21 protein-coding genes are annotated in these 22667 nt (G+C 66.3%); 16 read left to right on the top strand and 5 right to left on the bottom strand.

Annotation, left to right across the window (positions count from 1 at the left end):
* The first annotated feature begins 29 nt into the window (after nucleotides 1-29).
* The 5 genes from zwf to AC3WLE_RS00735 all read left to right on the top strand — a co-directional run bounded on the left by zwf (nucleotide 30) and on the right by AC3WLE_RS00735 (nucleotide 5051).
* On the top strand, nucleotides 30-1526 hold the full coding sequence (gene zwf, locus AC3WLE_RS00755; RefSeq protein WP_492355746.1) for a glucose-6-phosphate dehydrogenase: 1497 nt from the start codon (nucleotides 30-32) through the stop codon (nucleotides 1524-1526).
* Nucleotides 1527-1550: 24 nt separating this feature from the next.
* On the top strand, nucleotides 1551-3185 hold the full coding sequence (gene pgi, locus AC3WLE_RS00750; protein ID WP_492316974.1) for a glucose-6-phosphate isomerase: 1635 nt from the start codon (nucleotides 1551-1553) through the stop codon (nucleotides 3183-3185).
* Nucleotides 3186-3213: 28 nt separating this feature from the next.
* A complete protein-coding gene (locus AC3WLE_RS00745; protein WP_492355745.1) occupies nucleotides 3214-4125 on the top strand; it encodes a carbohydrate kinase family protein in 912 nt (303 codons plus the stop codon).
* Between the two features lie 206 nt (nucleotides 4126-4331).
* Nucleotides 4332-4685, top strand: a complete 354-nt coding sequence (locus AC3WLE_RS00740; protein ID WP_492355744.1) for a toxin-antitoxin system TumE family protein — start codon at nucleotides 4332-4334, stop codon at nucleotides 4683-4685.
* Between the two features lie 3 nt (nucleotides 4686-4688).
* The gene (locus tag AC3WLE_RS00735; protein ID WP_013953158.1) at nucleotides 4689-5051 is read left to right on the top strand and encodes an HVO_A0114 family putative DNA-binding protein; all 363 of its coding nucleotides are present in this window, start codon (nucleotides 4689-4691) and stop codon (nucleotides 5049-5051) included.
* Nucleotides 5052-5081: 30 nt separating this feature from the next.
* Here the strand turns inward: AC3WLE_RS00735 and AC3WLE_RS00730 are convergent, their stop codons facing one another.
* A complete protein-coding gene (locus AC3WLE_RS00730; protein ID WP_492316971.1) occupies nucleotides 5082-5795 on the bottom strand; it encodes a PA4824 family protein in 714 nt (237 codons plus the stop codon).
* A gap of 446 nt (nucleotides 5796-6241) precedes the next feature.
* Between AC3WLE_RS00730 and AC3WLE_RS00725 the strand changes: the two genes are divergently transcribed.
* The 3 genes from AC3WLE_RS00725 (at nucleotide 6242) to AC3WLE_RS00715 (ending at nucleotide 9786) form a co-directional block, all read left to right on the top strand.
* Nucleotides 6242-7567 (top strand): MFS transporter, encoded by a 1326-nt coding sequence (locus tag AC3WLE_RS00725; RefSeq protein WP_492351082.1) that lies wholly within the window; start codon nucleotides 6242-6244, stop codon nucleotides 7565-7567.
* A gap of 1 nt (nucleotide 7568) precedes the next feature.
* A complete protein-coding gene (locus AC3WLE_RS00720) occupies nucleotides 7569-8807 on the top strand; it encodes a metal-dependent hydrolase family protein (protein WP_492351081.1) in 1239 nt (412 codons plus the stop codon).
* A 73-nt stretch (nucleotides 8808-8880) separates the two neighbouring features.
* Nucleotides 8881-9786: a LysR substrate-binding domain-containing protein gene (locus tag AC3WLE_RS00715; RefSeq protein ID WP_492316968.1), complete on the top strand. Its 906-nt coding sequence runs from the start codon at nucleotides 8881-8883 to the stop codon at nucleotides 9784-9786.
* Between the two features lie 4 nt (nucleotides 9787-9790).
* Here the strand turns inward: AC3WLE_RS00715 and AC3WLE_RS00710 are convergent, their stop codons facing one another.
* The 4 genes from AC3WLE_RS00710 to AC3WLE_RS00695 form a co-directional block, all read right to left on the bottom strand.
* Nucleotides 9791-10762, bottom strand: a complete 972-nt coding sequence (locus AC3WLE_RS00710; RefSeq protein ID WP_492316967.1) for a Bug family tripartite tricarboxylate transporter substrate binding protein — start codon at nucleotides 10760-10762, stop codon at nucleotides 9791-9793.
* Nucleotides 10763-11259: 497 nt separating this feature from the next.
* Entirely contained in the window at nucleotides 11260-14073 is a 2814-nt protein-coding gene (locus AC3WLE_RS00705; protein WP_492355743.1) for an autotransporter family protein, read from the bottom strand.
* Nucleotides 14074-14564: 491 nt separating this feature from the next.
* The gene (locus AC3WLE_RS00700; RefSeq protein WP_492316965.1) at nucleotides 14565-15011 is read right to left on the bottom strand and encodes a group I truncated hemoglobin; all 447 of its coding nucleotides are present in this window, start codon (nucleotides 15009-15011) and stop codon (nucleotides 14565-14567) included.
* A gap of 208 nt (nucleotides 15012-15219) precedes the next feature.
* Nucleotides 15220-15930 carry an SDR family oxidoreductase gene (locus AC3WLE_RS00695; protein WP_492351079.1) on the bottom strand — a complete coding sequence of 237 codons (711 nt, stop codon included), beginning with the start codon at nucleotides 15928-15930 and terminating at the stop codon, nucleotides 15220-15222.
* A 156-nt stretch (nucleotides 15931-16086) separates the two neighbouring features.
* On the opposite strand from AC3WLE_RS00695, the gene AC3WLE_RS00690 reads away from it, so the two are divergent.
* The 8 genes from AC3WLE_RS00690 to AC3WLE_RS00655 are packed head-to-tail and all read left to right on the top strand — an operon-like array spanning nucleotide 16087 to nucleotide 22530.
* Nucleotides 16087-16557 carry an SUF system Fe-S cluster assembly regulator gene (locus tag AC3WLE_RS00690; RefSeq protein ID WP_492316963.1) on the top strand — a complete coding sequence of 157 codons (471 nt, stop codon included), beginning with the start codon at nucleotides 16087-16089 and terminating at the stop codon, nucleotides 16555-16557.
* A 31-nt stretch (nucleotides 16558-16588) separates the two neighbouring features.
* Nucleotides 16589-18037: a Fe-S cluster assembly protein SufB gene (gene sufB / locus AC3WLE_RS00685; RefSeq protein WP_492355742.1), complete on the top strand. Its 1449-nt coding sequence runs from the start codon at nucleotides 16589-16591 to the stop codon at nucleotides 18035-18037.
* Between the two features lie 12 nt (nucleotides 18038-18049).
* Nucleotides 18050-18796, top strand: a complete 747-nt coding sequence (gene sufC, locus AC3WLE_RS00680) for a Fe-S cluster assembly ATPase SufC (RefSeq protein WP_492316961.1) — start codon at nucleotides 18050-18052, stop codon at nucleotides 18794-18796.
* Complete coding sequence (sufD, locus tag AC3WLE_RS00675) at nucleotides 18793-20124, top strand: Fe-S cluster assembly protein SufD (protein ID WP_492355741.1); 1332 nt, start codon at nucleotides 18793-18795, stop codon at nucleotides 20122-20124. Before sufC ends, sufD begins: the two co-directional genes overlap by 4 nt.
* Entirely contained in the window at nucleotides 20121-21389 is a 1269-nt protein-coding gene (locus tag AC3WLE_RS00670) for a SufS family cysteine desulfurase (protein WP_492351076.1), read from the top strand. The genes sufD and AC3WLE_RS00670 overlap by 4 nt, the downstream gene beginning before the upstream one ends.
* Nucleotides 21389-21835, top strand: coding sequence for a Fe-S cluster assembly sulfur transfer protein SufU (gene sufU / locus AC3WLE_RS00665; RefSeq protein WP_492316958.1), 447 nt, complete (start codon nucleotides 21389-21391; stop codon nucleotides 21833-21835). Before AC3WLE_RS00670 ends, sufU begins: the two co-directional genes overlap by 1 nt.
* Before the next feature lie 4 nt (nucleotides 21836-21839).
* A complete protein-coding gene (locus AC3WLE_RS00660) occupies nucleotides 21840-22208 on the top strand; it encodes an SUF system Fe-S cluster assembly protein (RefSeq protein ID WP_492316957.1) in 369 nt (122 codons plus the stop codon).
* A 1-nt stretch (nucleotide 22209) separates the two neighbouring features.
* Complete coding sequence (locus tag AC3WLE_RS00655) at nucleotides 22210-22530, top strand: Rieske (2Fe-2S) protein (protein WP_492316956.1); 321 nt, start codon at nucleotides 22210-22212, stop codon at nucleotides 22528-22530.
* Nucleotides 22531-22667 lie beyond the last annotated feature (137 nt).

Raw genomic sequence — 22667 nt, 5'->3', positions numbered from 1 at the left:
TTCCACCCTCTTTTCTATTTGCTGATTCCATGATGGCTAGCCCCCCTGCCGGCGCTCCGGCACCTGAACCCGCCCCGGAGTTCGATTTCGTACTGTTCGGCGCCACCGGCGACCTGGCGCGGCGCAAGCTGCTGCCGGCACTGTTCGATGCCCACGCCGCCGGTTCGCTGCATCCGCGCGGGCGCATCCTGGCACTGGGCAGCCAGCCGCTGTCGCATGACGCCTACCTGGCGATGCTAAACGACGAAGTGCTGCCAGCGCTGGCCGGCAACGCCGCGGCCGCAGCGTGGCAGGGCTTTCTCGACCGCATCGTGTACCTGCAGGTCGATGCCAACGCCGATGCCGGCTTCGATGCGCTGGCCGAGCTGGTCAATGCGCGCGCGGCGCCGGTGGTGGTGTTCTACCTGGCCACGGCCCCGCACCTGTTCGTCACCATCTGCGAGCAACTGGCGCGCGTGGGCCTGACCGGCCAGCGCAGCCGCATCGTGCTGGAAAAACCGCTCGGGCACGACCTGGCCTCGTCCGAGGCCATCAACGCCGAAGTGGCGCGGCACTTTGCCGAGGACCAGATCTACCGGATCGACCACTACCTGGGCAAGGAGTCGGTGCAGAACCTGATGGCGGTGCGCTTTGGCAACGTACTGTTCGAGCCGCTGTGGCGGCGTGAATGGGTGCGCCAGGTGCAGATCACCATCGCCGAAGAGCTGGGCGTGGAGCGCCGCGGCAACTTCTACGACGGCATCGGCGCGCTGCGCGACATGGTGCAGAACCACCTGCTGCAGCTGCTGTGCATGGTCGCGATGGAACCGCCCACGAGCCTGTCGGAAGACGCCATCCGCGACGAGAAGCTCAAGATCCTGAAGGCGCTGCGGCCGATCCGGCCGGAAGACGTTGCCGAGAAGGTGGTGCGTGGCCAGTACTCCCGTGGCGCCGCGGGCGGCGACCCGGTGCCCGGCTATGCCAGTGAACCCGGCATCGCGCCCGACAGCCGCACCGAGACCTTCGTTGCCATCCGCGCCGAGATCGCCAACTGGCGCTGGGCCGGGGTGCCGTTCTACCTGCGCACCGGCAAGCGCATGCAGTCGCGCGTGGCGGAGATCGTGATCCATTTCCACGACGTGCCCTACCCGCTGTTCCCGCACCCGCTGGGGATCATGTCCGGCAACCGGCTGGTGATCACGCTGCAGCCCGAGGAAAGCATCCGGCTGTATTTCCTGACCAAGCAGCCTGGCGACACGCAGGCGCTGATTCCCGCGTCCCTCGACCTGCAGCTGAACACTGCCGCCCCACGTGTACGGCGCGTGGGCGCGTACGAGCGCCTGCTGCTCGACGTGATCCGCGGCCGGCTGGGCCTGTTCGTGCGGCGCGATGAGCAGGTGCAGGCGTGGCGCTGGGTCGCGCCCATCCTGAAGACGTGGGAGAACTCGCCCACGCCGCCCAAGCCTTACACCGCCGGCACCTGGGGCCCGGCGGCCTCCAGTGCCCTGCTGTCGCGAGACGGCATGGCCTGGCATGAAGAGATGTAGCACACGTATCGCGGAGTATCCGACATGACCACTTCCCTACCCGCCTGGCAAGCCCTGCGCGCGCACGCCGACACCCTGCGCGGCACCCATATGCGCGACTGGTTCGACGGCCCGCGCGGCCCGCTGCGCGCCGAGCGCTTCAGCGCCGAAGCCTGCGGCCTGACACTGGACTACGCCAAGAACCGCATCACCGACGAAACGCTGGCGTTGCTGTTCACCCTGGCTGGCCAGGCACGCGTGGCCGAGCGGCGCGACGCCATGTTCGGCGGCGAACCGGTCAACACCACCGAGCACCGCGCCGCACTGCATATCGCGCTGCGCGCCTATCCGGAGGATGGCTATCGCGCGCTCGGCGTGCCCGTGGGCGCGGACGTCGCCGCGGTGTTGGCACAGATCGAGCGCTTTGCCGGCGCGGTGCGCAGTGGCGCCTGGACCGGCTTCGATGGCCGCGCGATCACCGACATCGTCAATATCGGCATCGGCGGCTCGGACCTGGGCCCGCGCATGGTCTGCCGCGCGCTGGGCGATGCGCAAACCACCGGTCCGCGCATGCACTTTGTCGCCAATGTCGACGGCAGCGATCTGGCACGCACGCTGTCCGGGCTGGATGCCGCCACCACACTGGTGATCGTCTGCTCCAAGACCTTCACCACGCTGGAGACCATGGCCAACGCCTGCACCGCGCGCGACTGGTTCCTGCAGCAAGGCGTGACCCGCGCCGGACTGGCGCGGCATTTCGTGGCGGTGTCGACCAACCGCGATGCGGTGGCCGAATTCGGCATCGACCCGGCCAATATGTTCCCGTTCTGGGACTGGGTGGGCGGGCGCTTCTCGCTGTGGTCGGCGGTGGGGTTGTCGATCGCCGTGGCCATCGGCTTCGGGCGCTTCCGCCAATTGCTGGACGGCGCGCGCGCGATGGACCTGCATTTCGCCAGCGCACCGCCCGAGCGCAACCTGCCGATGATCCTGGGCCTGCTCGATGTCTGGTACCGCAGCTTCCTCGGTGCCGGCAGCCGCTGCGTGGCGCCCTACTGCGAGCCGCTGGAACTGCTGCCGGCCTTCCTTCAGCAACTGGAAATGGAGAGCAACGGCAAGTCCGTGCGGCTTGACGGCGGCGCGCTCGATGCGGGCTCGGCCGCGGTGGTGTGGGGCACCACCGGCACCAACGGCCAGCACGCCTACTTCCAGATGATGCACCAGGGCTCGCAGCTGGTTCCAGTAGACTTCATCGCCACGCTGGAACCCGTGAGCGACTTGCCCGGCCACCATACCAAGCTGCTGGCCAACTGCTTTGCGCAGGGCGAAGCGCTGCTGCGCGGCCGCACCGCCGACGAAGTGCGCGCCGAAGGCGTGCGCGACGAAGCGCTGGTGCCGCACCTGGTATTCGAGGGCAACCGGCCCAGCAATACGCTGCTGCTGCAGCGGCTGGACCCGTACCACCTGGGTGCGCTGCTGGCGCTGTCGGAACACCGCACCTTCGTGCAGGGTGCGCTGTGGCAGATCAATTCGTTTGACCAGTGGGGCGTGGAACTCGGCAAGAAGCTGGCCGCGCCGATCCAGCGCGAACTGGAAGGCACGGCCGGCGCCGCCGCGCATGATGCCTCGACCGCCGCACTGATCCGCCGCGCCCAGGCAGTGCGGGCAACGGCCGCAAGCTAACGCGCGGCAGACAACACAGGAGACTCCGATGTCCACGCCCCTTCCCCGCTATGTCGTGTTCGGCGAAGCCCTGACCGACATGGTCCGACAGGCCGACGGCAGCTGGCTGGGCCTGCCCGGCGGCTCTTGCTGGAACGTGGCGCGCGTGGGCGCCCGGCTGGGCATTGCGACCGCCTTTGCCGGCGCCGTCAGCCAGGACCTGTTCGGCGATGACCTGGCGCAGGCCAGCGCTGACGCCGGCCTGGACAGCCGCTTCCTGCAGCGGGTGGCGCGCTCGCCGTTCCTGGCCTTTGTCGCGTCACGCCATCCGCCGCAGTATTTCTTTGTCGGGGACGACAGCGCGGACCTGCATTTCGATCCGGTCCGCTTGCCAGAGGGCTGGCGCCACGTGGCAGAGGTGATCCACTTCGGCTCCATCAGCCTGGTGCGCCAGCCGCTGGCGGCACGGCTGTGTGAAGAAGCCACGCTGGCCGCAACCGCGGGCAAGCGCATTGCCTTCGACCCCAATTTCCGGGACCTGATGCGCGCGCCGGGCTACGCCAACGTCCTCGCACACATGCTGCGGCTGGCCAGCTACGTCAAGATCTCGGACGAAGACCTGGCCGGGCTCTTTCCCGCGCTCGACACCAACGCAGCACTGGCGCAGGTACGCGCCATGGCGCCCGATGCAACCGTCATGCTGACGCGCGGCGCGCATGGCATGACGTTGCTCAAGGGCAGTGTTGTCGTCGAGCAGCCCGCGCTCGCAGTTGATGTGGCCGACACCGTCGGCTGTGGCGATGCGGCGATGGGCGGCTGGATGGCCGGCGTGCTGTCCGGCGCGGCGGGCGACCTTGCCGCACAGGCGCGGCTGGCTGCCGCGGCGGCGGCCATTGCCGCGACCCGGGCCGGCGCGTATCCGCCACGGCGCGAGGAAGTGGAAGAACTGCTGGCTGTTTGAAGGGCCAAGGAAAGCCGTTTGGGAAAGCTCTGAATATGCGCCAGATTTCGAGAAAGTAATCTCCTCGCTACATTATCGGTGGCGAAGTGCTGTGCTAGCCAGACGAGCCTTGGCCACAGGCAACGTTATTCTGCCGCCCTATGGGCATACGAAACTATGCAAAGCGGTCGGGCTCGCCATACTTATCACACTGTGATAGCATCGCTATGCGCGACCGTAGCCTCGACACACTGTTGGACCTGGATGGACTCCGCTTCGTCATGGATGACGAGAGCTTGCATTGGGTGACAATCGTGGTGCGCACCTGCCCTGTCTCGCAGGAACGCCCTCACGGACTGAGGTATTCGCTGACACTGCATGACAGGATTGGCTGCCGTTTGCTTGGCTTTGACAATGCGCACGGCATCAATGAGGGATCCGGGCCAGGAGTGCGGACGCGCATTGAATACGACCACCAGCACATGGCGGCGGGCATTCGATTCTACGACTACCAGGATGCTTCCACGTTGCTGGAAGATTTCTGGACAGAGGTCGACAAGATCCTGCAGCAAAAGGAGTGAATGATGAGCGGCAACCTCAAGATTGGCATCGCCTCACTGGAAGACTTCAAGGCCCGCACCATGGCCATCGCCCGCGGCAAACTCAAGCCCGGAAAGGATGAGCCCAAGGTCTGGTTTCAATCGCTGGACGTGCTGGCAAAGGTCCTGTCCCCAGCCAATCGCCAATTGCTTGCGCTGATCGCGGAAACCAATCCCGAATCGCTCGAAGAGCTCTCGCAGAAAACCGGACGCGCCGTGTCGAACCTGTCGCGGACACTCCGCACGATGGAGGGCTACGGCCTGATTCACTTCGAACAAGGGCCGCGCCGCAGGCTTGCTCCGCGCGTTGACTACAGCGGCGTGGAGCTTGAGCTTGCTTTCCACTAACGTCCGCTGACATGGCCGGCACGCTTGCCGCTACGGCAGGAACGCCGGCGACAGCAGCCGCAGCCCGATCGTAAAGAAGCGCGCACCGGTACCGCCGCCGAACACGTTGCCGTAGGTGGTATCGACCTGCACGCGGTCCTGCACCACCCAGAAACGGAATCCCGCCTGGAACGACGGCTTGCCGCGGTTCTCGCCGAAGGCCTCGGCGATCAGGAACACGCGCGGATGCAGTTCCGTCTCCGTGCCTGCGCCCCATGTCATGCGCGTCTGGTTGTTCTCGGTGTCGCGGTTGGCGCCCACGTTCAGGTGCGCGACGAAGCGGTCGTCGGCAAACGAGACCGACACCGGCACGTTGAGATACAGGTTGCCGAACAGCTTGCGTTGCTCGGCATTGGGATGATGGATAAGGCCGCCGGACAGCGCAATGCCGTAACCGTTGGTCTCCAGCGGCTTCAGCAGCGTCTTGGCCTGGAACTGCACATTGGTGGCATCCAGCCCGCCATCGATCCGCTGCAGCGACCCGCCCAGCGTCAGCTCCAGATTGCCGGTGGGGTTGCAACCCGGCAGCGCCCACAGTTCATTGCCGCCGGACTGGAACTGCATCCACGATTCCAGCTGGCAGGACTTGGGATCGACAATGCGGGCATCGTCAGTGATCAGCGGCCGGGCCGCAAGCGCCGGCCGGCAGGCCGCGGCCACGATGGCCACAGCGGCCAGACGCACGAAGAACTGGTGCCACACCATGGCAACCCTCCTGGCAAATACCGCCACATGGCCGCCAACCATACGCGCAGGCCATGACAAGACATTGAAGGACAGGAAGGGAAGAACGGCACCGGCGGGCACAGGCTTGCACCTGGCCACGGGGGACGCTGCAGGGCGCGATGCCATCACTGCAGCGAAAGACTGCAGTGGCTCAGCGCACCCCGACGGCCTGAGAAACTTCCCTTCCGCGAGAATGACTGGGACAACTGTCCACGGATAACTCCGCTGATAAGAACGGGGCGCAGTGTAACGGCAGGCCGGCATCACGGTCAACCCGAGCCATGCGCCACGCGCATGCATTCATGCGGAGATATCGCTACCGTCTGCGCCCCGCCTTCTCCTAACATCGGCTGCACCATCTGCCAGGCCGGCTGAGACGACACCGGCTCTTGCCCCCGGCAGCTGCCACAGAGGAGGAAGCACCCATGCAAAACAGCGCTGCGCCAACGAGCGCACCCTACACACCGGCAGGCCCAGCGGCGCCCGCCATCCAGCCCAGCCAGCGCCGCCGCGCCATCATCGCCACGGTGATCGGCAATGGCCTGGAATGGTTCGATTTCACCGTCTACAGCTTCTTCGCGGTCATCATCGCGAAGCTGTTCTTCCCCACCGGCGACGACCTCAGCTCGCTGCTGCTGGCCGTGGCCACCTTCGGCGTGGGCTTCTTCATGCGCCCGGTGGGCGGCATCGTGCTGGGCATCTACGCCGACCGCGTGGGCCGCAAGGCGGCACTGTCGCTGACCATCCTGCTGATGGCGCTCGGCACCACGCTGATCGGCATTGCGCCCACATACGACCAGATCGGCATCTTCGCCCCGCTGCTGATCGTGGTGGCGCGCCTGATGCAGGGCTTCTCCGCCGGCGGCGAGATGGGCGGCGCCACCGCCTTCCTGACCGAGTATGCCCCGGCGCGCCAGCGTGCCTACTACTCCAGCTGGATCCAGGCCAGCATCGGCGTGGCCGTGCTGCTGGGCGCGGCGGTGGGCACCTACGTCACCAGTTCGCTGAGCACCGAGGCGCTCAACAGCTGGGGCTGGCGCCTGCCGTTCCTGCTGGGCATCGTGATCGGCCCGGTGGGCTACTACATCCGCCACCACCTCGATGAAACCCCGACCTTCCGCGACAACGCCGAGCGCGCCGATTCACCGCTCAAGGAAATCGTGCAGGCCTACCCGCGCGAAACCCTGGCCAGCTTCTCGATGGTAATCCTGTGGACGGTGTGCACCTACGTGCTGCTGTTCTACATGCCGACCTACGCCGTCAAGGTGCTGAAGGTGCCGCAGGCCGATGGCTTTATCGCCGGCATGGCGGGCGGCAGCGCCATCATGGTGTTCGCGCCGCTGGTGGGCCTGCTGGCAGACCGCATCGGCCGGCGCGTGCTGCTGAGCGGCTCGGCGCTGCTGATCCTGGTGCTGGCCTGGCCGATGTTCGCGTATATCAACCATGCGCCCGGCCTGGCTTCGCTGCTGGTGTTCCAGCTGGTGTTCGGCGTGCTGATCGCCACCTATACCGGCCCGATCCTGGCGGCCTTCTCCGAACTGTTCCCGGCGCGCGTGCTGTCGACCGGCCTGTCGGTGGCCTACAACTTCGCGGTGACGATCTTCGGCGGCTTTGCCTCGTTCATCATCACCTGGCTGATCGCCACCACCGGCAGCAGCATGGCCCCGGCCATCTACGTGATGATCGCCGCCGCCATCAGCCTGGCCGGCACCCGCTTCGTGCGCGAACCTTCCTACCTGCAACAACGCTGATATGTCCCAGAGTCCCCAGATCCTTTTCCACGGCGGCGATGTGCTCGAACCCGGCACGGGCGAGCTGCTGCGCGGCCACGACGTGCTGGTTGAAGGCGAGCGCATTGCCGCGGTCGGCCCGGCCATCGATGCCCCCAACGCACAGCACATCGACGCGCGCGGCAAGACCGTGATGCCCGGCCTGATCGACTGCCACGTGCATGTGCTGGCCTCGCTGGCCAACCTCGGCCTGAACGCGGTGCAGCCCAACGTGCTGGTAGCGATCCGCGCGCTGCCGATCATGCGGCGCATGCTGGAGCGCGGCTTCACCACCGTGCGCGATGCCGGCGGCGCCGACTGGGGCCTGTCGCAGGCCGTTGCCACCGGGCTGGTGCCGGGACCGCGCATCTTTGCGTCGGGCAAGGCGCTGTCGCAGACCGGCGGCCATGGTGATTTCCGCCCGCGCTCTGACGTGCTGGAACCCTGTTCGTGCGCCTTCCGCGCCGGCGCCATCGCGCGCGTGGTGGACGGCGTCGACGCGGTGCGGCTGGCCGTGCGCGAAGAAATCCAGAAGGGCGCCAGCCAGATCAAGATCATGGCCTCGGGCGGCGTGGCCTCGCCCACCGACCCGATCGGCAACACCCAGTACAGCGAAGACGAGATCCGCGCAATCGTGGCCGAAGCCGAAGCCGCACAGACTTATGTGATGGCCCACGCCTACACCGGCCGCGCCATCACGCGCGCGGTGCGCTGCGGCGTGCGCACCATCGAGCACGGCAACCTGGTCGACCGCGCCGCCGCCGACGAGATGCGCAGACACGGCGCCTTCGTGGTGCCGACGCTGGTCACCTACGACGCGCTCGCGCGCGACGGCGCCCGCCTGGGCCTGCCGGCCGACTCCGTGGCCAAGATCGAGACCGTGCGCCAGGCCGGCCGCGACTCGCTGCGCATCTATGCCGATGCCGGCGTGCCGATGGGCTATGGCTCGGACCTGCTGGGCGAGATGCACGACCACCAGTCCGAAGAGTTCCGCATCCGCGCCGAGCTGCTCGGCAACCTGGAAGCGATCCGCTCGGCCACCTCGATCGCCGCCGCCATCCTGCAGCGCGAAGGCGAGCTTGGCACCGTGCGCGCCGGCGCGCTGGCCGACCTGCTGCTGGTCGACGGCAACCCGCTGGCCGATATCGGCCTGATCGCCGGCCAGGGCGAGCGCCTGAGCGTGGTGATGCAGGCCGGCCGCATCCACCGCCGCGCCGGCTGATCCGGGCGGCGCGCCCCACCCGCTGGCCCGCGCCCGCGGTCTATCATGGGGGCTTCTCTGACCGGAAGCCCCCATGCGCATTTCCCCGCTCCCGCCCCTGCCCAACCTGGTCGCGTTTGAAGCCGCGATGCGCCACGGCAGCTTCACCCGCGCCGCGGCCGAACTGCACCTGACCCAAAGCGCGATCAGCCGCCAGGTGGCCCAGCTGGAAGACTTTCTCGGGCGCAAGCTCTTTATCCGCGAACCGCGCGCGCTGCGCCTGACCGTCAGCGGCCAGCGCTATGCCGAGGTGGTGCAGCGCCTGCTGGTGGGCTGCGCCGAAGCGACCGAAGACGTGATGAAGGTGCGCAGCCATACCGCCCTGACGGTGGCGTGCTCCAGCGGCGTGGCGGTGCTGTGGCTGACGCCGCGGCTGGCCTCGTTTCGCGAGGCGCACCCCGAGATCCAGCTGCGCCTGACCGTCAACGACAGCCTGGCGTCACTGTCGCCGGCGGAGTTCGATATCGCCATGTACTACCTGCGCGAGGGCCCGCCGCCCGGACTGGCGGCGCGACGGCTGTATGGCGAGGAAGTGTTCCCGGTGTGCGCGCCGGGCTATCTGAACGGCCGCACGCTGGCCCCGGCCGCGCTGGCCAATGAAACGCTGCTGATGCTCGACGACGGCCAGCGCCAGTGGATGTCCTGGCAGACCTGGCTGGCCAACCAGGGCCTGCCCGATGCCACGCTGCGCAACGTGCTGACCTCCAACCAGTACCCGATCCTGCTGCAGCTGGCCATGGAAGGTCAGGGCATCGTGCTGGGCTGGCGCCATATGATCGACGCGTGCCTGCGCGAAGGCCTGCTGGTGCGCGCCAGCGAGGCCAGCGCCAGCCTGGGCGGCGGCTACTACGCGGTGTGGCCGCGCGACCGGATGGAACCGGCCGCGGCGCGCGCGTTCCGCAGCTGGCTGGTGCGGCAGGCGACGCCTGCACCAGCCTGATTGCTCAGGAACCCGCCTTGTAGTTCGTATCCTTGACGATCTTCGCCCACCTTGCCGCATCCTCGGCAATGGTCGCGGCGAACTGCTCCGGCGTGCCGCCCACCACCTCATAGTCGATCGCTGCCAGGCGCTGCTTGATCTCGGGCTGCGCCAGGATGCGGTTCACCTCCTGGTTCAGCCGCGTGACGATTTCCTTGGGCGTGCCAGCCGGTGCCAGCAGCCCCGCCCAGGAATTGAAGGCCATGCCGTCATAGCCGGCCTCATGCATGGTCGGCACGTCCGGCAGCGCGGGCGAGCGCTTGGACGCGAACACCGCCAGCGGGCGCAGCTTGCCGGCCTTGATCATCGCCATGCCGTTGAACGGGTCGATGGTCATGTCGACCTCGCCCGCCACCACCGCCTGCATCTGCGGCCCGGTGCCGCGGTAAGACACGCTGACGACGTCCGGCGTGCCCGCCGCGGACTTGAAGGTGGCACCGATCAGCTCAATCATGCTGCTGCCGGCCGACAGGCTCAGCGGCTTGGTCTTGGACTTGGCCAGCGCTACGAACTCCTGCACGGTCTTGGCCGGCACCGACGGATGGACCACCATCACGAAGCCGATATTGCTGATCTGCGAGATCGGCGCAAAGCTCTTCAGCGGCTCATAGCCCGCCTTGTACAGCACCGGGCTGAGGGTCTGCGCGCCGGCGCTGTTCAGCAGCAGCGTGTAGCCGTCCGGCGCCGCGCGCGCCACGATGTCCGTGCCGATGATGCCGTTGGCGCCGGGGCGGTTTTCCACCACCACCGACTGCTTGAGCGCTTCGCCCAGCTTCTGCGAAATCAGCCGCGCCACCACATCGGTGGCCCCGCCTGGCGCAAACGGCACCACCATGCGGATGGGCTTGCTGGGATAGGTGTCACTCCAGGCCAGCGCGGGCATCGCGCCCAGCATGGCGGCGCACAGCATCAGGCGGCGGCGCGAGTTCGGTTTCATCGGGTTGTCTCCTGGACGGCGGTTGTCGGAAGCCGGCACCGGCATGGCCAGCCATGGCTGGCACCTGCCTTTATTCATATTTGTGAATTGGATTTTACGCACATAAATTATCCCGTCAACCGAGGGTATGTGCGGACAGGCGAGTGCTGCCATGCGTTTACATGCTGCTCGGCCTGTCGCCTGAGGCTGGCGGCGTCTACACGCTATGCACTAGGGCGAGCCGCGGGGGGGCGCCAGCGTTGGTGCATACGCCCGGCGCGATCGCCGCGGCGGCACTTATGCGGAAAGTCAGAGTCTTCTGCCGTTCAGGGAAGTCGGCCGGCGCCATTCCCTGTCAGGAATTGTTTCCACATTCACCTCTCGAACTGTGGGAGTTGGTGAACTGATATGGCATCGGACGGCAACAGCAACTTGCCTGCCGCCTCCCCGTGCGCGACTCAGCTATTGCAATCACATGCTGTTCCCAAAGCTTGTGACACCCCGCACGCTCATACCAGCTACCAACGAATCCGCATGCCAAGATTCCCCGTCCATGCCTGGCGGTAGTCGCCCGACACATCGGTCAGGTAATCCACCTCGGCATACAGGCTGACGCGCTCCTGCACGCGGGCCGCCACGCCCAGGCCGAACTGCAGCGAGGTCGAGCCGAAGCGCGTGGGCACGGCAGCCGCACCGTTGTACACGGTCTCGTCAGTACCGGAGAACTCGCGCCACAGGTTGACGCGCAGGTAGGGCTCCACCAGGCGGCCGCCGGAGTCGAAGGTGCGCTTCAGCCGCAGACCAAGCCGGCCCACGTAGGCGTTCGATTCATTGAAACTGACTTGCGCCGCGCCGTCGTTGAAGCCATTCATCGACACGAACTGGGCAATGAGCTGCGCCTGCGGCTCCAGCGTCAGCCCGCTGCCGAGCGCCAGCGGATAGCCGCCTTCCAGCGACAGCGTGGTAGCGGTGCCGCGGGTGCTGCTGTCCATGCCGTCGCGCGACTTCATGTCGGCGGACAGCCAGGTGACCATGGCCACGGCGTCGGTGTACCAGTTGGTGGGGCCCACGTGGGTCCAGTAAGCGCCCAGGCTGTAGCCGTCGATATCCAGCGAGCCGCTGAGCAGGCCGGACTGCGCCAGCGTAAAGCCGCGCACATCGCCCTTGGCCCGCGCATAGCTGGCGAGCACGCCGACGCGGTCCTGGTGCTGGCTGTCGCGCTGCCAGGTGTAGAGATCCTGCCCCAGTTGGAAGCCCGCGATGTGGCCGTCGAACTGCGGCGCGGCGTCACCGCTGTAGCGGTTGTCGGTGCTTTCGCCGAAGACCCGGCCCCAGGCACCGGTCCAGGCGCCCTTGCCGGTCAGCAACGACTGCTCGCCCTGGCGCTGGTGGAAGGTGTCAAGGGTGGTGATCGCCAGCTGACGCGACGTAGCCACCACTGCGCTTTGCACCGCCACCTCGGCGCGGTAGATCGGCACTTCCAACGGCGCGTCCTGCGGTTGCGCCAGCACGATCGCGGAGGGCAGCACCACCGGCGCGCCGGGGGCCTGCTGCGGTATCGGCTGCTGCGCGGTCACCACCGGGACGGTCGAGCGCAGGTACCAGTTGTCCTGCGATCCGCTGCTGACGCCGCCCTTGTACAGGAAGTACTGGTACGGGCCAGCCTTGACCGTCTGCGGCATGCTGAACGCGGCGGCATCACTGGTCGCGCCGTTGGTGGCCTGCACCACCATGATGCCGTCTGCAACAGTCGCCGCCCCGCCGCCGCCCACATTGTTGACCGACAGCAGCGACTGGCCGCCGATGCGCCCCTGCGACACGATCAGCCGGTCGGCCGCAGCGCCGTCGCCGGCCAGCACCGCATCCACCTTCAGCGTGCCGCCGTTGCCGGTGTAGTTGCCGGCGATAGTGAGCCGGTTGGCGGCGCTGCCGCCGGTGAGGTCGATGGTGCCGGCATTGGTCACGCTGGCAAGCTGCCCGGCGGTGATGCCGCGGATGGCCGCCGCCGTGCCCGGCACTGCCTTCAGCGAGCTGGTGGCATCGAGCGTCAGCGCGCCCGTACCGGTGCCGCTGTCGCCGAGCACCAGGTCGCCGTCCATCGACAGGCCGGAGCCGCGCTGCAGCGCCATCGATTCCCAGTTGACAAAGCGCGCCACGCCGCCGGCCTGCGCGTTGTCCAGCGTCAGCGCATCCGCGCCCAGGCCGCCGTCGAAGGTGGCCGTCGGCGCCAGCTTTGCAGCATCCAGATTGCGCAGCGTGGCGGTGTCGTTGTCCGGGCCCATGTCGATGCGGCCCAGCACGGTGCCGCCGCCGTCCCATGTCAGCGTGTCGCTGCCGAAGCTCAGCAGCGCCGAGCCTTCGAGCCGCCCGCCGGTGATGGTGAGGCTGTCGGTGCCGCCGCTGACGCTGATGTTGCCCCCGATCACGCCGCCGGACAGGAGGATGGTGTCGTTGCCAAAACCCGCCACCAGGTTGCCGCGAATGGTGCCGCCTGACATGTCGAAGATGTTGTTGTCCAGCTTCATGTCGACGCGGCCGATGGTGCCGCCGGTCATGGTCGCGACGTCGCCGTCTTCGAACGCCCCCACGATGGTGCCGCCCGCCATGAAGAAGGTGTCGCGGGTATCGCCCTGCTGCAGCGAGCCGATCTGGCCGCCGGTCATGCGGAAATCGTCGGACATGGCGCCCTGTGCCACCGCACCCGTGATGACGCCATCGGAGATGACGGCGCGGTTGCGGCCATCGCCCTGGCTGACGGCACCCTCGATCCTGCCGCCCTCCATGGTGAAGCTGTCCGCGCCCGCACCGAACTGCACGGCATTAGCGCCGCTGCCCTGGATATTGCCGCTGTTGACCAGGCTGCTGTCGCCGCCGCTCAGCGACACGCCGGGGCCAGCCGTGCCGGTGACCTGGCCGCGGTTGACCACCGCGTTGCCGCTGCCGACGCCGAGCACGCCAGTGCCGCCGCTAATCGTGCCGGTATTGGCCAGCGTGTTGCCGTCGCCGGCCAGCGATACCCCGGCGAACCCGGCTGCGGCGGTGATCTGGCCGGCGTTGGACAGCGTACTGGCGTTGCGCAGGCGGACCGCATCGGCACCGGCGACGTTGAGCGCCGCACTCTGGTCCACGGCGACGTTCACGTTGCTGCTGCCTGCCACGGCGTCGATCCGCTGCGGGTCGGGGTTGGGCGCGCCGCTGTTGCAGGTCACGGTCTCGCCGGAGGCCGGGTTGTACGGGTCGCCGGTGCCTGTCGTCGTCACGCAGGCGGCGTGAACCTTGCAATTCAGGGCAGAAGCGGCAATCAGCGACGCGTAGACCAGATGTCTAGCCACGATGGTCCTCCCGGGGGCGTTTGTTTTGCGTTATTCGGGCAAGAGCAAGTGCAGCTCTCGTCTATGAGCAGCAAATATGCATTACCGGTGGCATCATCCGTATTGAATTATTTTGAGGAGTGATTTTCGAAAGATAAAAGGAACCCTCCATCTGTATGTTTTTCTACAAATGGGGATCTGGAGGTCTTGATGTGAAATTACGCCATTCTTGCTGGATAAGAACTCGGCTCATATATTCCCAATCAGATTTGTCGCTCAACAACTTGTTGCGACAATCTGAAAGCAACACTATGGCCGTACTCGCATCTCCTCCGGGTTTGAACGAAAGGACGCGACGGCAAGCATGAATAATGGCGCCAAAATGCCGGCCTCCACTTGGCGGTGAACAGCACCACGCCCACGCCGGTGGTGACGCGCAGCTGGTGGCGCATGGCCGAGCGCGTCGCAGCCCGGTCGTTGGCGGGCCGACGCGAGGCTGAGGGAAAGCAGGGCTATCGAGAGACGATGTCCTTCCTCATTGGCCCTAGCATGCCGAGCAGTTCTTTCTGTTCCTGAGGCGGAACCTTGAATTTGGTGAGCGACTTCACCAGGTCTTCCACCAGCGCATCGAACTCGGCATTGGTGATGCCCATGCCGGCGTGGGCGGTCCTCATGTCACGCCCGGAGTAAGTGCATGGCCCCCCTGCGCCAGCACAAATCTGTTCAACCAGTCTAGTCTTCAGGCGCGGAATATTGGCCGTGGCGAACTTCGCATTGATGCGCGTGTCGGCAGCAACATTTCCAACAAAATCGTCGACGACCGCGGTAATTGCCTGCATGCCACCAAGCCGTTCATATAGCGAAGACGTGGCTGGCTTCGGCTTGTCCGGCATGGCGCAACCGCCGAGTCCAATCAATGCGGCTAGCAGAACGCCGTACAGGGAAGGTGAAATGCGCATGGTCGTCTCCTCGTGCAGGATTCAGACTCCCCCGGACAGATTTGAAAACAGTTGCTGGCGCAATCGGCAATGATGAACTGCCGACGCCGGCTGATATGGGCAATTCCGCTGGTTCAGCATAGCAGATTGCGGGGCTTTCTCATGGCCCTTGCGAGCAGGGAAATCCGCCGCTATCCGGATGCTCGAAGGCGCGTCACAGCATTGATCGCTACCATGGAATCGGCTGGCGATCGCGGAAGAAGCCGCCGGTGGGACCATCGTCGGGCAGCGTTGCCAGCCAGATCACCGTGTCGATGCACTGCTCCGGCGAGCGCGGCGCATCGGGGCCGCCCAGGTCGGTGCGGCACCAGCCGGGGCACACCGAGTTGACCTTGATACCGCGATCGGCCATCTCGGCGGCCAGGATACGCGTGACGGCATTCAGCGCCGTTTTCGAGATCCGGTAAGCTGGCACGCCACGGCCCATCTCCGCCAGTTGTCCCATGCCCGAAGCCAGGTTGACCACCCGGGCGGCGCGGCTGGCGCGCAGCAGCGGTGCCAGCGCCTGGGTAGTCCGGAGCACGCCGAACAGATTGGTTTCCAGGGTGCGGCGCAGGGTCTCGAGCGGCAGTTCGAGCAGGCTGGTGTGATAGTGGTCGAGTGAAACACCAGCGTTGTTGATCAGCACGTCCACGCGCCCGAAGCGTTCGGTCAGCCAGTTGGCCAGCGCGGCCGCCGAGCCTTCTTCCGTGACGTCAAGGCGGTGGCATGCGATCGGATGCCCCGCTAGCCGGAGCTCTGCCTCAAGCCCCGCGAGGTCCGCCGGCGTGCGCGCCGTGGCGACGACCAGATGGCCTTCAACAGTGGCCAGACGACGCGTGGCTGCGCGGCCCAGGCCGCGGCTCGCGCCAGTGATGACGGTAATCGGTTGGTTGGCCATGCCTGAGGTCCTCCTCGCTGGCGCAGATAACCATCTATACACCGTCGACTGCGACTTTTGGCAGCGGCTTTCCGCATCCCGGCCTGATTTGAAACAGGGATGCCGGAACAAATCCGGACCGAATTGGTTCTAATTTAAGAAATACCGGTGGCGACAATGCTCAGACTTAGCAAGCTGACTGACTATGGCACGGTGATCATGACGCACCTGGCGCGAAACCCGGGCCGGATCTACAGTGCCGCCGAGGTCGCCGCCGCGATCGGTGTGGCGGCTCCGACGGCAAGCAAGATTCTGAAAATGCTGGCAAGGCACCACTTGCTGGAGTCGTTGCGCGGTGCCAATGGCGGCTACCTGCTGGCACGACCGCCGGAACAGATTTCGATCGCACAAGTGATTGACGCCATGGAAGGCCCGGCCGGCATGACCGAGTGCAGTGTCGCTGCCGGCCTGTGTGCGCAGGAAGGCCTGTGCGCCATTCGCGCCAACTGGCAATCGATCAATCGAGTCATCTTTAGCGCACTGAATGGCGTGACGCTGGCGGATATGGCGCAACCGGTATTACACCCGGTGGATATCGGCGCCTTGCATGCCCGACGCGCAAACGGGCCGCAAGCTGACATTTTGTGATTCAGGTGACAGTGGCAAGCGAAGGCAGACCATGGCAACCCCGGCACGCAAGCTCGATGAACTGATCAGCCAAGGCTATAAGCATGGCTTCTACACCGCCGTTGAGACGGACACGGTGCCGTGCGGGCTGGATGAGGACGTGATCCGCATGATCTCGGCCATCAAGGGCGAGCCGGAGTTCATGCTGGAGTGGCGTCTCAAGGCCTTCCGCCACTGGCTGACGATGTCCGAGCCGCACTGGGCGACGGTGACGCACCCGCCCATCGACTACCAGGCAATCGCCTACTATGCCGCGCCGCGCTCCCAGAAGGCCGGACCGAAGTCGCTGGCCGAGGTCGATCCGGAGTTGCTGCGCACCTACGAAAAGCTGGGCGTGCCGCTGCACGAGCGCGAGCTGCTTGCCGGCGTGGCCGTGGACGCGGTATTCGACAGTGTCTCGGTGGCCACCACCTTCAAGCAGAAACTGGGCGAACTCGGCATCATCTTCTGCTCGTTTTCCGAGGCGGTGCGGGACCATCCGGCGCTGGTGCAGCAGTATCTCGGCTCGGTCGTGCCCTATACCGACAACTTCTTCGCCACGCTCAACTCCGCCGTGTTCAGCGACGGCTCGTTCTGCTATATCCCGCCCGGGGTACGCTGCCCGATGGAGCTGTCGACCTACTTCCGCATCAATGCCAGCAACACCGGCCAGTTCGAGCGCACCCTGATCATCGCCGACCAGGGCGCTTACGTCAGCTACCTGGAAGGCTGCACCGCGCCGATGCGCGACGAGAACCAGCTGCATGCCGCGGTGGTGGAGCTGATCGCGCTGGAAGACGCACAGATCAAGTACGCGACCGTGCAGAACTGGTATCCGGGCGACAAGGATGGCAAGGGCGGCATCTATAACTTCGTCACCAAGCGCGGCGACTGCCGCGGCGCACGCTCGAAGATTTCGTGGACCCAGGTGGAGACCGGCTCCGCCATCACCTGGAAGTATCCGAGCGTGATCCTGCAGGGCGACGATTCGGTCGGCGAGTTCTATTCGGTCGCGCTGACCAACCACTACCAGCAGGCCGACACGGGAACCAAGATGACCCACCTCGGCAGGAACACCAGGAGCACCATCCTTTCCAAGGGCATCTCGGCCGGCCACGGCCAGAACGCGTATCGCGGGCTGGTGAAGATGGGCCGGAGCGCGGTCGGCGCGCGCAACTACTCGCAATGCGATTCGCTGCTGCTGGGCGACAAATGCGCCGCCCACACCTTCCCATACATCGAGGTGAAGAACGCCACCGGCCAGGTCGAGCACGAGGCCTCCACCTCGCGCATTGGCGAGGACCAGTTGTTCTACTGCCAGAGCCGCGGCGTCAGTGCGGAGGATGCAGTCTCGATGATCGTGAACGGCTTTTGCAAGGAAGTATTCAAGGAGCTGCCGATGGAATTCGCGGTGGAAGCCCAGAAGCTGCTGGGCGTGAGCCTGGAAGGCAGTATCGGATGAAAGAAGGCCGCCATGCTTGAGATTCGCAAGCTGCATGTCAGCGTAGACGACAAGCCCATCCTGCACGGCATCGACCTCAGCGTGAAGGCCGGCGAGGTGCACGCGATCATGGGCCCGAACGGTTCGGGCAAGAGCACCCTGGCCCACGTGCTGGCCGGGCGCGACCGCTTTACCGTGACAGAGGGCGAAGTCCTCTATGACGGCACCAACCTGCTTGGCATGCCGCCGGAGGAGCGCGCCCGCGCGGGCATCTTCCTCGCTTTCCAGTATCCGGTTGAAATTCCCGGCGTCTCCAATATCTACCTGCTCAAGGCGGGGCTCAACGCAATCCGCAAGCACCGCGGCGAGCCGGAGCTGGACGCTATGGATTTTCTCGCCCTGGTCAAGGACAAGCTCCAGCTCATGGAGATGGACCAGGACCTGCTTTACCGTTCGGTGAACGAGGGCTTCTCCGGCGGCGAGAAGAAGCGCAACGAGATCCTGCAGATGGCAGTGCTGGAGCCGCGGCTCGCCATTCTCGACGAGACCGACTCCGGCCTCGACATCGATGCGCTCAAGATCGTCGCCAGAGGCATCGAGGCCATGCGCAGCCCGCAACGCGCGATTGTGCTGGTCACGCACTACCAGCGCCTGCTCGACTACATCGTGCCGGACCAGGTCCACGTGCTTGCGCAAGGCCGCATCGCCAGGTCCGGCGGGCCGGAGCTGGCGCGCGAACTGGAGCGGCACGGCTATGCCGCGATGGAGTCTTCGACATGAGCGCAAGCGGACTGGAGCACTATCTCGCCGAGTTCGCCCGCGTCGAGGGCGCACTGCCCGGCCGCCGTCTGGGCTGGCTTGCGCACGCGCGGCGGCAGGCGCTGGATCATTTTGCCCAGGCCGGGTTCCCGACGCTGCGCCAGGAGGACTGGAAATACACCAGCGTGGCCGCACTCGAGCGAAGCCGCTTTGCCGTGGCACTGCCGCAGGCCGGCGACAGCCTGGACCCCGCGGTGGCAGCCCGGATCGAGGCGCTTGCCCTGGCCAGCGCGCACCTGATGGTGTTCGTCAATGGCGCGCACCAGCCGCAATGGTCGCGCATCGGCACCCTGCCTGCGGGCATGGAGCTGGCCAGCCTCGCCGCGACGCTGGAGCGCGCGCCGGACTGCCTGGAAGCGCTGCTGTTGCGTCGCGCAAGCGACTACCCGTCCGGCTTCGCCGGCTTGAACATGGCGTTCATGACCGACGGTGCCTATATCCGCGTGGCGGCCGGCATCGTCCCGGAACAGCCGATTCACTTGCTGTTCCTCGCCACGGCTGGCGAGGTGGCAATCCATGCGCGCAACCTCGTGGTGGCGCAAGCCGGCAGCCAGGTCTGCATCGTGGAGCACCACGCGGGCCTGGATGGCGTGGGCTATTGCACCAATACCATCACTGACATCGTTGCCGAGCGCGATGCTCTGGTCGAACATCACAAGCTGCAGCAGGAGAGCCTCAAGGCCTTCCATATCGCCGGCGTGAACCTGGACCAGCGGCAGGGTAGCCGCTGCGCCTCCAGTTCCTTTGCCCTGGGCGGCGCCCTGGCGCGGGTCGACATCGAAGTCGGGCTCAATGCCGAGCATACCGAGTGCTCGCTGGACGGGCTGTATATGACCGCGGGGCGGCAGCATGTCGACCACCATACCCGCGTCGACCACGCCAGCCCGCACAGCAAGAGCCGCGAGTTGTATAAGGGCGTACTGGCGGGCGCCTCGCGCGCCGTCTTCAACGGCAAGGTGGTGGTACATGCCGATGCCCAGCACAGCGATGCGCACCAGTCCAACCGCAACCTGCTGCTGTCCGACCAGGCCGAGGTCGACACCAAGCCGCAACTGGAGATCTATGCCGACGACATCAAATGCGGCCACGGCGCCACCGTCGGCCAGCTCGACGCCGAGCAGATCTACTACCTGCGCTCGCGCGGGATGGACGATGCCGCGGCGCGTGCCCTGCTGACCTTTGCCTTCGCCGAAGAGGTCGTCAGGCGGCTCGGCCCGGCTCCATTGCGCACGCGGCTGGAAACGCTCTTGCGCGGCAAGCTGCCTGAGCCTGTGAAGGAGCTGCCATGAACACGGCAGCGCATGAACTGATGGCCGTGGAGCGCGCCTTGCCGGTCGCCAGCCTGGAGGTAGAGCGGCTGCGGCAGGATTTCCCGATCCTGCGCCAGACCATCAACGGCAAGCCGCTGGTCTACCTGGACAACGCCGCTACCACCCAGAAGCCGCAAAGCGTGATCGCTTGCGAGGCGCATTACTACGGCGCGCTCAACGCCAATATCCACCGCGGCGTGCATACCCTGAGCCAGCGCGCCACCGATGCCTACGAGGCCGCGCGCGACGCAGTGCGAGACCTGATCAGCGCCGCCGGGCGCGAGGAAATCGTGTTCGTGCGCGGCACCACCGAGGCCATCAACCTGGTGGCGGCAAGCTTCGGCCAGCGCCTGCGTCCGGGCGACGAGATCCTGATCAGCGCGATGGAGCACCACTCCAATATCGTGCCGTGGCAACTGGCGTGCCAGCGCACCGGCGCCTTGCTGCAGGTGGCGCCGATCAACGATGCCGGCGAGCTGATGCTGGAGGAGTTCGCGCGATTGCTCGGCCCGCGCACCAGGCTGGTCGCGCTGACGCACCTCTCCAACGCGCTGGGCACCGTCAACCCGGTGCGGCACATCATCGAGCTGGCGCATGACCATGGTATCCCGGTGCTGATCGATGGCGCCCAGGCCGTTCCGCACCTCAAGGTCGACGTGCAGGCCCTCGATTGCGATTTCTACGCGTTTTCCGGGCACAAGCTTTACGGGCCCACCGGCGTCGGCGTCCTCTACGGCAAGGCCGCGCTGCTCGATGCCATGCCGCCTTACCAGGGCGGCGGGGACATGATTCGCGAGGTCACGTTCCGCAAGACCACATACAACGAGCTGCCTTACAAGTTCGAGGCCGGCACCCCCAATATCGCCGGCGTCATCGCACTTGGCGCCGCCATCGGCTATGTACGCGCGCTCGGCCTGGAAGCCATCGCCGCCCACGAGCACGCGCTGCTCGCCTACGCCAGCGCACAGGCAGCGAAGATCGCCGGCCTGCGCATGATCGGCACGGCAGCCGACAGGGCGAGCATCCTCTCGTTCACGCTGCACGGCATCCATCCCCACGATGTCGGCACCATCCTCGATCAGCACGGCGTGGCGGTCCGTGCCGGCCACCATTGCGCCATGCCGGTGATGGAGCGCTTCGGCGTGCCGGCCACGGTGCGCGCATCCTTCGCGCTGTACAACACGCGTGAAGAAGTGGATGCACTGTTTGCTGCCGTGCGCGCGGCACAGGAGGTATTCGCCTGATGCCTGACCTGCGCAACCTCTACCAGGAAGTGGTCGTCGACCACAGCCGCTCCCCGCGCAATTTCGGACGGCTGGCGGCAGCGAACCGCAGCGCCGAGGGCTTCAACCCGCTGTGCGGCGACCGGCTGACGCTGTACCTGAGAATCCGCGACGGGGTGATCGAGGACGCCAGCTTCGAGGGCTCGGGCTGCGCCATCTCCACTGCCTCTGCGTCGCTGATGACGGAAGCGCTCAAAGGCAAGACCGAGGCCCAGGCGCGAGTCCTGTTCTACAGCTTCCACGCGCTGGTGACCGGAGAGCCGGGGCAGTCCGAAGTGCCGATGGGAAAGCTGGAGGTCCTGGCCGGCGTGCGCGAGTTCCCGGCACGCGTGAAGTGCGCCACCCTGGCCTGGCATACCATGCAAGCCGCTTTGGAGAACAGCGCCAGGCCGGTCTCAACGGAGTAAAACCATGAGCATGATCGATTGGCTGCACAAGGCCAGGGACCACGAAGACAGGTTCGAGGCTGAGCCGGACAGCCTCGAGGGGCGGGTGATAGCGGCCTTGCGCACGGTGTACGACCCCGAAATCCCGGTCAATATCTACGACCTTGGCCTGATCTACCAGCTATCGGTGGACGAAGCCAGCGGCAAGGTGGGGATCCGCATGACGCTGACCGCGCCGGGCTGCCCGGTGGCGCAGACCTTCCCCGGCGTGGTGGAGAGCGCCGTGATGGAAGCCAGCGGGGTGGACGAGGTCGAGGTGGAACTGGTGTGGGACCCGCCCTGGTCGAGGGAACGGATGAGCGAGGCGGCACGCCTGGAACTGGGGCTGCTCTGAGATGAGCGAGTGGATCGATGTCGCCCGAGCCGAGGACTTCGCGCCCGGCACTTGCCGCAGCGTCGATGTCGATGGCGTCCAGGTCGCGGTATTCAATGTGGATGGCACTTACTACGCCATCGAGGACCTCTGCTCGCATGAGGCCGAGCCGCTCTGCGGCGGCGACGTGGAAGGCCAGGAAGTCGTCTGCCCGCGCCACGGCTCGCACTTTTCCCTGCTGACAGGCGAGGCGCTGTCCCCGCCCGCCTACGAGCCGGTGGCGACGTTCCCGGTCCGGGTGGCGGACGGCAAGGTGCAGGTCAGGGACGAGCGCGGGGAATAAGCGCACGCCCCGATCAGTCACCTGGCCTGGGGCGGCCTGGACGCGCTGTCACCAGGCGGCACCGCCTTGCCATCCCCGCCGATCCCGCCTCTAATAGTCTTGAGTACCGTCCAGGCGACCAACGACGGCCAGGAGGC

The organism is Cupriavidus sp. FW306-1B-F12B (assembly GCF_058781795.1).
This window is presented reverse-complemented; position numbering and strand designations above follow the sequence as displayed.

Coding starts and splice junctions, on each gene's coding strand:
- zwf (WP_492355746.1), top strand. CDS start 30: ATGATGGCTAGCCCCCCTGCCGGCGCTCCGGCACCTGAACCCGCCCCG.
- pgi (WP_492316974.1), top strand. CDS start 1,551: ATGACCACTTCCCTACCCGCCTGGCAAGCCCTGCGCGCGCACGCCGAC.
- AC3WLE_RS00745 (WP_492355745.1), top strand. CDS start 3,214: ATGTCCACGCCCCTTCCCCGCTATGTCGTGTTCGGCGAAGCCCTGACC.
- AC3WLE_RS00740 (WP_492355744.1), top strand. CDS start 4,332: ATGCGCGACCGTAGCCTCGACACACTGTTGGACCTGGATGGACTCCGC.
- AC3WLE_RS00735 (WP_013953158.1), top strand. CDS start 4,689: ATGAGCGGCAACCTCAAGATTGGCATCGCCTCACTGGAAGACTTCAAG.
- AC3WLE_RS00730 (WP_492316971.1), bottom strand. CDS start 5,795: ATGGTGTGGCACCAGTTCTTCGTGCGTCTGGCCGCTGTGGCCATCGTG.
- AC3WLE_RS00725 (WP_492351082.1), top strand. CDS start 6,242: ATGCAAAACAGCGCTGCGCCAACGAGCGCACCCTACACACCGGCAGGC.
- AC3WLE_RS00720 (WP_492351081.1), top strand. CDS start 7,569: ATGTCCCAGAGTCCCCAGATCCTTTTCCACGGCGGCGATGTGCTCGAA.
- AC3WLE_RS00715 (WP_492316968.1), top strand. CDS start 8,881: ATGCGCATTTCCCCGCTCCCGCCCCTGCCCAACCTGGTCGCGTTTGAA.
- AC3WLE_RS00710 (WP_492316967.1), bottom strand. CDS start 10,762: ATGAAACCGAACTCGCGCCGCCGCCTGATGCTGTGCGCCGCCATGCTG.
- AC3WLE_RS00700 (WP_492316965.1), bottom strand. CDS start 15,011: ATGCGCATTTCACCTTCCCTGTACGGCGTTCTGCTAGCCGCATTGATT.
- AC3WLE_RS00695 (WP_492351079.1), bottom strand. CDS start 15,930: ATGGCCAACCAACCGATTACCGTCATCACTGGCGCGAGCCGCGGCCTG.
- AC3WLE_RS00690 (WP_492316963.1), top strand. CDS start 16,087: ATGCTCAGACTTAGCAAGCTGACTGACTATGGCACGGTGATCATGACG.
- sufB (WP_492355742.1), top strand. CDS start 16,589: ATGGCAACCCCGGCACGCAAGCTCGATGAACTGATCAGCCAAGGCTAT.
- sufC (WP_492316961.1), top strand. CDS start 18,050: ATGCTTGAGATTCGCAAGCTGCATGTCAGCGTAGACGACAAGCCCATC.
- sufD (WP_492355741.1), top strand. CDS start 18,793: ATGAGCGCAAGCGGACTGGAGCACTATCTCGCCGAGTTCGCCCGCGTC.
- AC3WLE_RS00670 (WP_492351076.1), top strand. CDS start 20,121: ATGAACACGGCAGCGCATGAACTGATGGCCGTGGAGCGCGCCTTGCCG.
- sufU (WP_492316958.1), top strand. CDS start 21,389: ATGCCTGACCTGCGCAACCTCTACCAGGAAGTGGTCGTCGACCACAGC.
- AC3WLE_RS00660 (WP_492316957.1), top strand. CDS start 21,840: ATGAGCATGATCGATTGGCTGCACAAGGCCAGGGACCACGAAGACAGG.
- AC3WLE_RS00655 (WP_492316956.1), top strand. CDS start 22,210: ATGAGCGAGTGGATCGATGTCGCCCGAGCCGAGGACTTCGCGCCCGGC.